Below are 13,241 nucleotides of genomic sequence, written 5' to 3' on the forward strand. Positions count from 1 at the left end.
GTGTAGGGCACATCACTCAGCCTAACCACAACCAAGCTGATTGGAGCTCGGATCATGGCTGATTCCGACGATACCACAAATTTGCCAGAAATAACCCGAAGGAAACTTCTCTCGGTCGCAGGAGGGCTTTTGACTGCAGCATCAAAAGAGAAAGCGCGAGTATCGGATACAGTAGTTAGTTATTTTAGCCGAGAGGGCAAAGGGGATTCTGCTGTTAATGTTTGGAATAGATGGCACGCGATTCATGTGCATCGACAAGGATTGTGTCGTCGACAACAAGAACTAGAGAGGACGTTGCTTCGTGTAGTTGGCTTTCCGCTGGTGGAATTGCAAGTTCCAGGGCGTGATAAGTTAGTTTGCGTTCACACGTCCCGAGAGATCAATATTGTTCTTTCCGGAGCAGAAATGACTTCTGCGAGGAGGAGAGCCCAAATTGAGTTGGCGGCGCGTCAGAAAGCATGGAATGATTATAGCGAGCAACTCGGCTACAAGCAGGCATTCGAGGCAGATCTCGATTTGCAAGAGGTTGAGTTAGCGATAGCAGGTGAACTTCTGGCGACACCGGCGCAATCCATTGCCGGAGTGATTGCCAAATTGCATTGTTTGATTGAGATGGAAGACGCTGAGCTCGTTCAAGACGATAACCCTTCCTTTCCAATACAGATGATTCTGACGGATCTTGTCAAAATCGATGGGAAAAGGTTTTTGTGCTCGGCTTGAATAGCGTGCTCGTTATCGCGCGAGAGGCACTGGTGAGGCTTTAACTCAATGCAATTCTTTGAGAAGCCAAGCTTAATATAGTGAATGAGTGGAAATGCTTGCGTCAACATGCTGTTTCCGAATAGGATTCTCCATGAGGTAGATACGCAGCTGCCTTGGAGCGTCGAAACTCCTGCAACAGGTTGGTGCTGGCTGTTACAGCATCACTCTCCTTGACCTTTGGTCGGGGAGCCTGTGGCGTATGCAACAGGTTCAACGAACTAAAGGCTACAGGGCCGTGTTGCACGGTTTCGAACTCCCCGATCACCAAGGGGTCAATGAGCACAAAAGGCGGGGGCGCACCGCAATCGCTCTTTAGGAAACCAATATTAATTTCGGCTTTGGTAACCTGTTGTCTCGACCCCTCCATTTTTCGCAAGGGGATTCTCATGTCAGGAAATCAAAACGCGGTCAGTTATTGTTTCTACACCTATGTCTATGGCGACGATTTGTCGGTTTCCAGTCAACGATTCTACGAAACACAGACTTTAGCTCGCGAGGACGTTATCGCCTTTCGCAAGAAGCTGGTCCGCGAGCCAGGTAGGGTAGAACCTTTGCGAGACGTTCAAATCGTCAAGATTGAAACGGTTCCGGTTACGTCTCAAGCGCTGGTCGATCACTTTAATAATCTTAATGGGAAGCTGGATAGCCTCATCCGTTCACGAAGTGTGGTCGAACGAATAAACGAACCGCAGGTGGCAACAAGCCAATCCGACCCCTTATCATAATCCGCTTGTTTAACTGAGAGTCGTGTGCGGCATCTAAGGACTTGGACAATCGGCTTGCTCTAAAATCAATTATCTTCGGAAGATTTGTTCCACTCTTCGACCGGCCTGGTCTTTAATCGATTCTATTGTCGCGGCTTGTCTTTTTTGGTTGGCAGCAGCCTTGCTGATCGCATAAGCAACGGAAAGCAGGTTCTGGGAGTACTTGCAATTGTTGCAAGCCTTTCATGAACCGGTCCTGCATCAAGGGAGGCCATAATGGCGAAGTGGGTGTACACGTTCGGCGACGGCAAGGCAGAAGGTGCGGCAAGCGACCGCAATCTTCTCGGCGGCAAGGGAGCGAATCTGGCTGAGATGAGTAGCCTCGGCCTTCCAGTGCCTCCAGGCTTTACCATCAACACCGAAGTCTGCACCTATTATTACGATCATGACAGGTCCTATCCCTCCGAGCTGAATGAACAAGTTCAGGGAGCTTTGGTCCATATCGCGAAAGTTACGGGGCGCAATTTTGGCGACGCCGAAAAGCCACTTCTGGTGTCGGTGCGTTCAGGTGCCCGGGCTTCCATGCCGGGCATGATGGATACGGTGCTCAATCTCGGTCTCAACGACGAGACCGTACTGGCGATAGCTCGCGAAGCCGGTGATGAGCGTTTTGCCTATGACAGTTACCGCCGCTTCATCCAGATGTATTCGGATGTCGTGCTGGGTGTCGATCATGGCTTCTTCGAAGAAATTCTCGAGGACATGAAGGCCGATCTTGGCGTCGAGGTCGATACGGCACTGACTGCTGAAGACTGGAAGGACGTCATCGGCTCTTACAAGGCGAAGGTAGAAGAAGAACTCGGCCATCCTTTCCCGCAAGATCCGCGCGAACAGCTCTGGGGCGCTATCGGCGCCGTCTTCTCAAGCTGGATGAATGCGCGCGCTATTACCTATCGTCGCTTGCACAATATTCCGGCAGCCTGGGGCACTGCGGTCAATGTGCAGGCCATGGTATTCGGCAATATGGGCGAAACCTCTGCGACGGGTGTTGCGTTCACACGCAATCCTTCGACGGGCGAGAAGAAACTATACGGCGAGTTCCTCGTCAATGCGCAGGGCGAAGACGTGGTGGCGGGCATTCGCACGCCGCAGAACATTACCGAAGAAGCGCGCATCGCAGCCGGTTCCGACAAGCCGTCGCTGGAAAAGGTGATGCCGGAAGCATTCGCCGAATTTCTCAAGGTCGCCGATCGGCTGGAGCAGCACTATCGCGACATGCAGGACCTCGAATTCACCATCGAGCGCGGCAAGCTGTGGATGCTTCAGACCCGCTCGGGCAAGCGTACCGCAAAGGCCGCATTGAAGATGGCCGTTGAAATGGCAGACGAAGGTCTGATTTCCGAGCAAGAAGCGGTTCTGCGCGTCGATCCGGCCGGACTTGACCAGCTTCTGCATCCGACCATTGATCCGCGCGCTGAGCGTCAGGTTATCGGTCAGGGACTGCCCGCATCGCCGGGTGCTGCGACAGGCGAAATAGTTTTTTCTTCGGAAGATGCCGAACAGGCCAAGTCGGAAGGCCGCAAGGTCATTCTGGTTCGTATCGAGACCAGCCCGGAAGATATTCACGGCATGCACGCGGCGGAAGGCATTCTGACGACGCGCGGCGGCATGACCAGCCACGCGGCCGTTGTCGCCCGCGGCATGGGCAAGCCATGTGTGTCGGGCGCGGGGTCGCTTCGCGTGGATTATCGCAATGGTGTCATGCTTGCGGCAGGCCAGCCCTTCAAGAAGGGTGATGTCGTCACCGTCGACGGTGGTACAGGGCAAGTTCTGAAAGGTGCTGTGGCCATGCTGCAGCCCGAGCTTTCCGGTGATTTTGGCAAGCTGATGGAATGGGCCGACCGCACCCGCCGGATGAAGGTTCGCGCCAACGCCGAAACACCTGCGGATGCCCGTACAGCACGCTCATTCGGTGCGGAAGGCATTGGTCTTTGCCGCACCGAACACATGTTCTTTGAGGGAGGCCGCATCGTCGCGATGCGTGAGATGATCCTTTCCGACAATGAAGAAGGCCGTCGCACGGCTCTGGCAAAACTTCTGCCGATGCAGCGTTCGGATTTTGTCGAGCTTTTCGAGATCATGAAGGGGCTACCGGTCACAATCCGTCTGCTTGATCCGCCATTGCATGAGTTTCTGCCGCATACGGACGAGGAAGTCGCAGAGGTTGCCCGGTCGATGGGCGTCGATGCGGCAAAGCTGCGCGAACGCGCCGATGCCTTGCATGAATTCAACCCGATGCTGGGTCATCGTGGTTGCCGTCTGGCTGTGTCCTATCCGGAAATCGCAGAAATGCAGGCGCGCGCGATTTTCGAAGCTGCCGTCGAAGCGGGCAAGAAAACCGGCGAACATGTGGTGCCGGAAGTGATGGTGCCGCTGGTCGGTCTGAAAGCCGAACTCGATTTCGTCAAGGCGCGCATTGATACCATCGCCAAGCAAGTCATGGGCGAGGCTGGTATCAAGATCGATTACATGGTCGGCACGATGATCGAGCTGCCGCGCGCTGCCCTGCGCGCCGCTGAAATCGCTGAAACGGCCGAGTTCTTCTCGTTCGGCACCAACGATCTCACCCAGACCACCTTCGGCATCTCACGCGATGATGCCTCGTCGTTCCTGACCTCTTATCAGCAACGTGGCGTGATCGAGCAGGACCCGTTTGTTTCGCTCGATCTCGAAGGCGTCGGTGAACTGGTGGAAATCGCCGCCGAGCGCGGGCGGAAAACCCGCGAAAAACTGAAGCTCGGTATTTGCGGCGAGCATGGCGGTGATCCGGCTTCGATCGCGTTTTGCGAAAAGACCGGCCTCGACTATGTCTCCTGTTCGCCTTTCCGCGTACCGATTGCCCGTCTTGCCGCAGCGCAGTCGGCGGTACGCAAGGTTTGACAGCACGCCACAATTTGGCTTAGCTACCGGAGTAATTTCCCGGTAGGTAAGCCATTTTTAGAAGATATTGTCATGCTTCGTTGTATCGCTGCGGCAGGTGCCGCCTTTTTCGTAATGACCGGTATTGCCAGCGCCTATGATATCTCGCCGCAGGAGCAGGCGGAGAACAAGACCAAGCATGACACGATCGGTATAGTTGAGCCGCAATTGCATATCGCACGCGGTGGTGCTGCATCTCCGCAGGTGGCGTTGACGCTTGATGCCTGCATGGGCAAGACCGATCACCGTATTCTGGACATGCTGGTTCAGAACCGCATTCCGGCGACAATCTTCGTGACGGGGCGATGGATAAAACAGAACCCGGCTGCCATGGCGGTTCTGAAGGCCAATTCCGATCTGTTCGATATCGAGAACCACGGCGCGATGCATGTTCCGGCCATTACCAATGAGCCGAGAATGTACGGCCTCAAAACAGCAGGCTCGCTTGAAGCCGTGCATCAAGAAATCGATGGCGGTGCGACAGCGATCACGGATGCTGGCATGTCCAGACCGGTCTGGTATCGCGATGCGACGGCTCGCTATTCGACCGACGCCATCAAGCTGGCGACGGGCATGGGCTACAAGATTGGCGGGTATTCATTGAATGGTGATCAAGGAGCATCGCTGCTGGCTCCGACCGTCGAGCGCCGCATTGTCGCCGCGCGTGACGGCGACGTCATCATTTCGCATATCAACCAGCCGACGCGCTCGGCGGGCGAAGGTGTGGCCAAAGGTGTTCTGGCTCTGAAAGCGAAGGGAATGAAATTCGTGCGTCTCAAGGATGTCGAGACGACGATGACGCTCAATCCGGTCGCACCGCACAATCTTCATGCGGGCGTTCCAAAGCCCGCAGCGCCGAAATAGATCGCAACAGTTCAGGAGTTGTTGGCTTTTTCCTTCGGGGACAGGCTCTTCATAACGGCGGCGTAGTTGCGGCCAAGACTTTCGAAAACGGCGTTTTCACCTGTCGGCGGTTCGATGGACAAGGTTGTGCCGTCGTTGCGTAGTGTCACGAAGATGACCTGATCGTCCGGTTGTCCGGCAATGGCGATTGCACCGATGCGTTGTGCTGCGCTGGTGTCGAGAGCTGGCATATTGAAAAGAACTTCACCGCCGACCCGTTCGGCAGCCTTGGCAAGTGCGGAATCGAAACCTTCGACCAGCACGTCGATAGCTCCCAGCGCGAACTCCAGTTCGACCGCCTCAAGCGTCATCGTGTCGTCTACGGTTGTGCCGTCCGATGACGGGTTGCCATTTTGAAGGGCGCGATCCATTCCGTCCTCTCCGACGATTGCATTAAAAGCCCCCATATACGCAATCATGCCTTCTGTTAGCGGTTGCTGCAATGTCTTTTTATTTGATTTACCTAGCTTTTTCTCACGTATTCTTAAAGCTGGTGATCTTTGCAGGCTAAGGACGCATCCCGAAAAGTGTGAAACGGTTTTCGGATCAGATGCGTGTTGAACAAACAACTGGAGCGCCGGTCTGATACAATCAGATCGAATTGCGCTCCGCGAGGGTGCTGCCCCTAATGCGATTTGCCCGATCTATCAAGCACGCTAAACGTGCATTAGCCTATGCTTTCATAGATAGCTAAACATTGATCCCGATAGGTTTTGATCGCGGTCAATGCTCTTTCCTCGCGAATCTTCGACCCTTTGCTCATCACGAAGGAATTGGTGTCGGAGGGCACATGAAACTGATCTGGAAAGCGGCGGTCGGCGGCGCAGGTGCGTTAGCCGCAGCTTGGCTCTTTGCACTTTCAACACCCCATTGGCTGACAGCCAGACAAGAAAGCGCCGTTGACGTCACCGACAAGGTTTTGATCGAAAAGGGCGAATATATTGCCCATGCGGGCGATTGTGCTGCGTGCCATACGGCGCCGGGGGGCAAGGCGTTTGCGGGTGGGCTCGGTATGCAAACGCCGCTCGGCACGATTTATTCCACGAACATCACGCCGGATAACGCAACCGGTATCGGTGGCTACAGCTACGCCGATTTCGAGCGCGCGGTGCGTCAGGGCGTACGCCAGGATAATGTTCATCTTTATCCGGCAATGCCGTTTGTCTCTTATACGGTTGTGAATGATGACGACATGAAGGCGCTTTACGCGTTCTTCATGTCGAAGGTGGAGCCTGTCGAGCAAGAAAACCAGCCCAGCACCTTGCCGTGGCCGACCAATATGCGCTGGCCGCTCGCATACTGGCAGCTCTTTTTCGGAAATTCTCGTCCGTTCGAGATTGCAGCCGATACCGATCCGGTGATTGCGCGGGGTGCGTATCTGGTCGAGGGGCTCGGCCATTGCGGCGCGTGCCACACACCACGCGGTCTCGCCTATGAAGAAAAAGCGGTGAAGAACGATCCAAAAGGCAAGTTCCTGTCGGGGTCGGTTCTGGAGGGCTGGTATGCGAAGAATTTGCGCGATCAGGATACCGGCCTTTCAACATGGGTCGAAGATGAGATCGTCACCTTCCTCAAGACCGGGCGCACCGATCGCACAGCAGCATTCGGTTCGATGGCCGATGTCGTGCAGCACTCGACCCAGTATCTTGCGGAAGACGATCTGCGTGCAATTGCCCGTTACCTGAAGTCGCTGCCACCGAGCGAAGGACGCGAACGCGAATGGCAGCCGAAGGAAGACGTGACGACGGCGGCACTCAAGGCGGGAGATTTCAGCGCGCCGGGTGCTCTGTCCTATGTCGAGCAATGTTCGGTCTGCCATCGCATGGACGGCAAGGGTGCGTCACGCATCTATCCGGCGCTTGCCGGCAACTCGATTGTCTTTGCCGACGATCCGAGCTCGCTTATCCAGGTCACGCTGACCGGGGGCAGGACGCCTGATACACCAGCGGACAAGATGGCTTTCACCATGCCGGGCTTCGCCAATCTTCCGAACTGGCAGGTCGCCGAAATCCTCAACTTCATTCGCAACGGTTGGGGTAACCACGGCGCTGCCATAACGGAACAGGATATTGCGCGCATGCGGCGTGAAATTGCTCACAAGCCCGTCCACTACGTTCCGGAGAACAAGCAATGAAAACCAGTACGATTATCGTTCTAGGTGCCGGTTTTGCCGTGGCGGTAACGGGCGGCGCTTTCCTGTTCAATCATCTGCGACCCTCGATGGATGCTCCGGCTCCCAAGGCTTATGCGGTTCTGGACAAGGACAAGAATCAGGTCGGAACCTATGTCATCCCGCCGGACCGTGACATTCTCAAACAGCCGAACGCGCCCGAGATCATGCATGGCAAACGGCTGCTCAACGAAACCGCGCGACTTCTGCCCGACAATGTCGGCAATGGCCTGAATTGCAATTCCTGCCACATGGGGCAGGGCAAGATCGACAATGTTGCTTCTTATATCAACAGCAGCAACTTCTATCCCGCCGTCATGCCCCGCGCGGGCAAGGAAGTCGATCTGGTCATGCGCATCAATGGCTGTTTCCAGCGTTCGATGAACGGCAAGCCTTTGCCGCCTGATGGAGCCGACATGAGGGCGATGGTCGCCTATATGGACTGGCTGCGGCAAGATGTGAAAAAGGGCACGAAAGTGGCGATCCGCAATGCCGGGCCCATCGACGAAAGCCTGCTTCCCGATCCGGTCAACGGTGCGAAGATCTATGCTGCCCAATGTTCGACCTGCCATGGCGCTGATGGCGAAGGTATGAAGGATCAGGCTGGCGATTACATCTTCCCGCCGCTCTGGGGTGATGAAAGCTTCAACATCGGCGCCGGGCTGGCACGCACTTACAAGGCGGCGCAGTTCGTCAAATATGCGATGCCACCTGCCCAAAACTACAATCTGCCTGTAGGGCAGGGCGATGTTCTGACAGATCAGGAGGCCATCGACGTGTCTGAATATTTCACTCATATGCCGCGTCCTGATTTCGCAGGCAAGGTGAAGGACTGGCCGAACACGAAGAAGCCGAAAGACGCGCGTTATTGAACCGTATCGCTGAGAAAAATCACCCTGCCGTGCGTAAGACAGGCGGGGTGATCAATTTCTTTGCTGAGGTTTTGCCGTGTGAAATTCTCTCTGCTATTCATACTGCTTGAAAACAGAGAGATAGAGCGTTTCCAATGATTCAGTATAAGCTGGAAATGCTCTCGGAGACTGCATGAGAAAACTTCGCTACCAGCGGCGTCAGTCGCGCTCTGCGGTCTGGGCACTTCGCCTTGGCATTTTTGCGCTCGTGCTGCTTGCCTTGGCATTTCTTCTGCATCGCTTCTGGACGCTGGAGACGCCGGACCTTGTGCTGGTTGCCGGATTGAGCACCGGTCTTGCCGCTTTGGCTCTTCTTTGCGCTGCAAAGGGTTTCCGCAATCTCTGGGTCAATGGCGACAAGGGCGGCGGGCGCTCCTTCTGGGGCGGCATATTCGCCTTTGCCGTATTGCTTCCGGTCGGGCTGGTAACGACGCTGTGGTATCTCTCTCCCCCGCTTTACGACCTCTCCACGGATTTCGAGACGCCGCCGCAATTCCCATCCAATATGCCGCCACGCCTGCAATGGATGAATCCGCTGACAGTGGCCGTGAGTGGCGATGCGCTGACCCAGTTGACCGCCTATCCCGACGTAGTCGGACGCCGCTACGAAGCCGCGCCTGATCGCGTTGCGCAAGGCGTCGAGACGGTTCTCAAGACATTCGGATGGCAGGAGATTGCGCGCAATACTCCTTCGCCGGAGCAGAATGCAACGCGGTTTGCTGTGACGGCGCATAGTTTCATTCTGGGTCTGAAAAGCGATATCGTCATCCGTCTGCTCGACGAAGGCGAAACCACCTATGTCGATGTGCGTTCGCTGTCACGCTATGGCAAGCGCGACATGGGGCAGAATGCAGGCTTCATCACCGATTTTCTGGGAACGCTGGAAGGCGAGGTCAACAAGGCTCCGGCTGACGTGGAATAATCAGCCGGGAAGATAGATACTATCGAGCGATGGATGGCGGTTGGTCTTAACCTCTCCACGCCCGACCAGATCTTCCAGATGTGCCAGGACCGACAAGGCTGCAGCGCCATGCAATCGCGGATCGGTCTCGCGATAGATCACTTTCACCATGTCGCTGATTGTCCGGTCGCCCTGCAGAACGCGTTCGAAAATGGCGCGTTCGCGCATCTTGCGATGCGCACGCAGGCCGCGAACGAAAGCGGCTGGTTTGGTGACTGCGCCGCCATGCCCCGGCAGATAGACTTTGTCATCACGTGCCAGCAGTTTTTCTAGCGAGGCCATGTAGTCGTTCATCGAGCCATCGGGCGGTGCAACGATGGATGTCGCCCAGGCCATGACATGATCGGCGGAAAAAAGAACGCCCGTTCCCTTCAGGCCGAACGCCATATGATTTGCGGCATGCCCCGGCGTATGCAAGCCCTCCAATGCCCAGCCGTCGCCTTCGATTGCGCTTCCGTCGGCCAGCACGATATCCGGAGCGAAATCCGTATCGGCGCTCGCTTCGAGCATGTTCACTTCGCCGGCATAATAGGGGCGGGCGGGGCGATGCGGCCCTTCGGCAACAGTGCGCGCCCCCAGTTCCTCCTTCAGGCGCTGCGCCAAGGGTGAATGATCGCGATGGGTGTGGCTGACGAAGATGTGGCTGACCGGCCGGCCGGCAATGGCGGCGATCAGGGTGTTGTAATGCGCTTCATCTTCCGGACCTGGATCGATGATCGCCAGCGTATCCGTGCCGATAATATAGCTGTTGGTGCCGTGAAAGGTGAAAGCGCTCGGATTGTTGGCAGTGAGGCGTAAAATGCCCTTACTCAGTTCAACCGACTTCCCATATTCGGGCGTGAAACTGCTGTCGAAAACAAGCGCCATTGAAGCGGCTTCCATTCTTCTTTGGTTTGATTGATGAAACGGCATAGGCCTTATATAGTTGGGTTGCAAACGTGAACAGTGATGCGCACCGACAATCATGCGCCGCATGTTCGGTCCGGAAATGACATTTCGCCATTCGGTGCTGATGTACCGCGTTCAAGAAGTGGAGTTCGATATGCCCCATAGAGCAAAGTCTCGCGTTGCCGCCGCCTCTCTCGCTGCAGAATATCTGCCAACCAGACAACTGGCCCGTGCTTTCTGGTTTGTCGGCCTTGCGCTGATCGGAACGGCCGTTCTTGCCATCTCTGCCAAGATCAAGGTTGATCTGGTCTACGTCAATGTGACGATGCAGACCTTCGCTCTCTTTGCAATTTCTGCACTTTACGGTTCGCGGCTTGCTGTGGCGACCGTCGCTCTTTATCTGCTTGAAGGTGCGCTTGGCATGCCTGTCTTCACCGGGACGCCGGAGAAAGGCATCGGTCTTGCCTATATGGTCGGCCCGACGGGCGGCTACCTTCTCTCCTATCTTGCTGCGGCCTGGATCGTCGGACGCGCTGCCGACAAGGGGCTGGCGCGCAAACCTTTCGCTCTCGGTGGTGCAATGTTGCTCGCAGAAGCCGTCATTCTTGTGATGGGGGCAGGCTGGATGGCCTATCTCTTCGGTCTGGAAAAAGCCATTGCCTTCGGCTTCGGCGCCTTTATCGTCGGCGATCTTGTGAAACTCGCTCTTGCCGCCTGCGGTGTGCCAGCCGTTATGTCGCTTCTGAAACGCTAAGTTTTTTGTCAGCTCTGCACGTTCAAAGCCGGGCCTTCTGCCCGGCTCAGACCGCTGACAAACCCCGTCATTTTTTTGGCGGGGTTTTATTTTGTGTTGATCTGCGAGATGGATCGGCTGTTTTAACCAGGCCGTTGAGATGCCCCTTTTCTCATGTGGGGCTTGGCTGGCTGGCCTTGGTGAGGGCGATTGCGATCTTCTTGATGTTCTGGGCGGCTGCGGCCAGCAGGCACTGGCATTGGACGCGCACGAGACTTCGGAAGCGGGCATAGCGGTGGCCGTGCAGTTGCTTGGCATCGGCGAAGGAACGTTCGACGGTCTCCTTGCGGCGCTTGTAGATCGCTTTGCCCCAGGTGGTGAGGCGATGGCTATCGGTGCGCTGGCGGGCATCGGCCCAGACATGACGGGTGATGGTGCGCACCGCCTTGCTGTTGGATGTGCACGACGCCAGAAGCGGGCAGCCGCCACAGATGGCGGGGTCGGATGTATAGTGCCTGTAGCCGTTGCGGTCGGTGGTGGCGTAGGTGAGAAGCTGGCCTTGCGGGCAACGATAGCCGTCCTGTTCGGTGTCATGGACGAACTTCGACTTACGCATCATGCCGGCTCTGGGTGGGGTCGGATTGCGGTAGCCGGTAACACCGAGAATGTCCCTGTTCTCCAGGCCTTTGGCGATGCCGGCCGTCGCATAGCCGGCATCCAGCCCGACAGCACCGACGTCGAAGCCGAACCGCTCACGCTGGCGGTCCAGCCGGTCGAGATAGACGATACTGTCATGCACGTTGGCCGGCGTCGCATGGGTGTCGGTGATGATCGCAAGTCGGCCATCCACCGTGCGGTGATCCAGATAGAAGAAGCCCTTCGGCTTGCCGTCGCGCACCATGTAGCCGCTGTCGGGATCGGTTCGGCTGACCTTGGTCTGCTTGACCTCGGCTTCGCGCTCCTTTTCCTTCAATGGCTTCTGGCCGTGCAACACCCGCTCGGCCTCGATCGCCCGGTCGAGATCGGCCCAGTAGTCGGAGCGCGACTTGGCCACCATCTCGAGATCGTATTTGCCCTTGTTGGCATTGGCTTTCAGATGCGTCGAGTCGGTATAGAGAACCGTACCGTCGACCAGACCGTGATCTATAGCCTGCTCGACGATATGGTCAAAAATGTCCTGGGCGACCGAAGTGTCGTTGAAGCGCCGGCGGCGGTTCTGGGAAAGCGTCGAGGCATCGAACACGCCATCGGTCAACTTCATCCTCAGAAACCAGCGATAGGCGACATTGACCTCGATCTCGCGCACCAACTGACGTTCCGAGCGGATGCCGAACAGGTAACCGATGAACAGCGCCTTGAACATCAAGGTCGGGTCGAGCGGCGGACGACCGTTGTCGGCGCAATAAAGCCCCGCAACCCGATCATGGATAAAGGAAAAGTCTATCACCGCATCGATCTTGCGAAGCAGATGATCCTTGGGCACCAGGCTGTCGAGCGTTACCATCTCGAGAGCCGTCTGTTCGGGAGCAGGTTTCTTCAACATGACCCAGTGAATCACAAACCCCTGGTCAGAGCCAGGGGTTTGTCAGCAGTCTGAGCCGGGCCTTCTGCCCGGCTTTTCTTGTTTCAGTTGAAACTGCTTCGCGATTGACAGACGCCCCATCGTTGAGCTTTGTCGCTATAAGAAATCTGTTTTTACGGGGAGGATGATTTGCACGTCGAAACTCTGGTGGTCGAACCGCTGACGAAAGAGGCTTTTGCGCCATTTGGCGATGTCATCGAGACAGAAGGGGCCGAGCTGCGCCTGATCAACAATGGCACCACGGAGCGGTATCACGACCTCGCCCGTGTTGAAGCTGCCGGTGCCGATGCAAAGGTTCTCGTCAATATTTTCCGAGGCCAGTCGTTCGAAGCGCCAATCGATATCGTCATGATGGAACGCCATCCTTTCGGCTCGCAGGCATTCATTCCGCTGAACGGCAGGCCGTTTCTTGTGGTGGTCGCCGAAGATGCCGGCGGCAAGCCCGCCCATCTGCGTGTTTTCCTTGCGCGCGGCGATCAGGGCGTCAACTATTTGCGCAATGCGTGGCACCATCCGCTCTTGGCGTTGGAGCAGAAGTCCGATTTTCTGGTTGTCGACAGAGCTGGCAAGGAAGACAATCTGGAAGAGTTTTTCTTCGCCGATACCGTCTATCGCATCGAAATGACGAAAGCCGTCTGAGCTTCATCT

The 13,241-nt window shown here is 56.3% G+C and carries 12 protein-coding genes; 9 read left to right on the plus strand and 3 right to left on the minus strand.

Annotation, left to right across the window (positions count from 1 at the left end; translation table 11 throughout):
• The first annotated feature begins 54 nt into the window (after positions 1-54).
• The 4 genes from CQZ93_RS26315 to CQZ93_RS02855 all read left to right on the plus strand — a co-directional run bounded on the left by CQZ93_RS26315 (position 55) and on the right by CQZ93_RS02855 (position 5,309).
• Positions 55-720, plus strand: coding sequence for a hypothetical protein (locus CQZ93_RS26315; RefSeq protein ID WP_146114418.1), 666 nt, complete (start codon positions 55-57; stop codon positions 718-720).
• A 428-nt stretch (positions 721-1,148) separates the two neighbouring features.
• Entirely contained in the window at positions 1,149-1,487 is a 339-nt protein-coding gene (locus CQZ93_RS02845) for a hypothetical protein (protein WP_105541242.1), read from the plus strand.
• Between the two features lie 255 nt (positions 1,488-1,742).
• A complete protein-coding gene (gene ppdK / locus CQZ93_RS02850; protein ID WP_105541243.1) occupies positions 1,743-4,406 on the plus strand; it encodes a pyruvate, phosphate dikinase in 2,664 nt (887 codons plus the stop codon).
• A gap of 72 nt (positions 4,407-4,478) precedes the next feature.
• Positions 4,479-5,309 carry a polysaccharide deacetylase family protein gene (locus tag CQZ93_RS02855; RefSeq protein ID WP_105541244.1) on the plus strand — a complete coding sequence of 277 codons (831 nt, stop codon included), beginning with the start codon at positions 4,479-4,481 and terminating at the stop codon, positions 5,307-5,309.
• Positions 5,310-5,320: 11 nt separating this feature from the next.
• Here the strand turns inward: CQZ93_RS02855 and CQZ93_RS26830 are convergent, their stop codons facing one another.
• Positions 5,321-5,719: a hypothetical protein gene (locus CQZ93_RS26830; protein WP_286151900.1), complete on the minus strand. Its 399-nt coding sequence runs from the start codon at positions 5,717-5,719 to the stop codon at positions 5,321-5,323.
• A 419-nt stretch (positions 5,720-6,138) separates the two neighbouring features.
• Between CQZ93_RS26830 and CQZ93_RS02865 the strand changes: the two genes are divergently transcribed.
• The 3 genes from CQZ93_RS02865 (at position 6,139) to CQZ93_RS02875 (ending at position 9,351) form a co-directional block, all read left to right on the plus strand.
• The gene (locus CQZ93_RS02865; protein WP_105541245.1) at positions 6,139-7,482 is read left to right on the plus strand and encodes a c-type cytochrome; all 1,344 of its coding nucleotides are present in this window, start codon (positions 6,139-6,141) and stop codon (positions 7,480-7,482) included.
• Complete coding sequence (locus CQZ93_RS02870; RefSeq protein WP_105541246.1) at positions 7,479-8,390, plus strand: c-type cytochrome; 912 nt, start codon at positions 7,479-7,481, stop codon at positions 8,388-8,390. Before CQZ93_RS02865 ends, CQZ93_RS02870 begins: the two co-directional genes overlap by 4 nt.
• Positions 8,391-8,562: 172 nt before the next feature.
• Positions 8,563-9,351: a DUF1499 domain-containing protein gene (locus CQZ93_RS02875; RefSeq protein ID WP_105541247.1), complete on the plus strand. Its 789-nt coding sequence runs from the start codon at positions 8,563-8,565 to the stop codon at positions 9,349-9,351.
• Here the strand turns inward: CQZ93_RS02875 and CQZ93_RS02880 are convergent, their stop codons facing one another.
• Entirely contained in the window at positions 9,352-10,257 is a 906-nt protein-coding gene (locus CQZ93_RS02880; RefSeq protein ID WP_105541248.1) for an MBL fold metallo-hydrolase, read from the minus strand.
• Positions 10,258-10,432: 175 nt separating this feature from the next.
• Here CQZ93_RS02880 and CQZ93_RS02885 point away from each other — a divergent pair, with 175 nt between their 5' ends.
• On the plus strand, positions 10,433-11,032 hold the full coding sequence (locus CQZ93_RS02885) for a biotin transporter BioY (protein WP_105543152.1): 600 nt from the start codon (positions 10,433-10,435) through the stop codon (positions 11,030-11,032).
• 151 nt (positions 11,033-11,183) lie between these two features.
• Here the strand turns inward: CQZ93_RS02885 and CQZ93_RS02890 are convergent, their stop codons facing one another.
• Complete coding sequence (locus CQZ93_RS02890; RefSeq protein WP_105541249.1) at positions 11,184-12,554, minus strand: IS1182 family transposase; 1,371 nt, start codon at positions 12,552-12,554, stop codon at positions 11,184-11,186.
• A 168-nt stretch (positions 12,555-12,722) separates the two neighbouring features.
• Between CQZ93_RS02890 and CQZ93_RS02895 the strand changes: the two genes are divergently transcribed.
• Positions 12,723-13,232, plus strand: coding sequence for an ureidoglycolate lyase (locus tag CQZ93_RS02895; RefSeq protein ID WP_105541250.1), 510 nt, complete (start codon positions 12,723-12,725; stop codon positions 13,230-13,232).
• Positions 13,233-13,241 lie beyond the last annotated feature (9 nt).

Source organism: Ochrobactrum vermis, assembly GCF_002975205.1.
Lineage (GTDB): Bacteria > Pseudomonadota > Alphaproteobacteria > Rhizobiales > Rhizobiaceae > Brucella > Brucella vermis.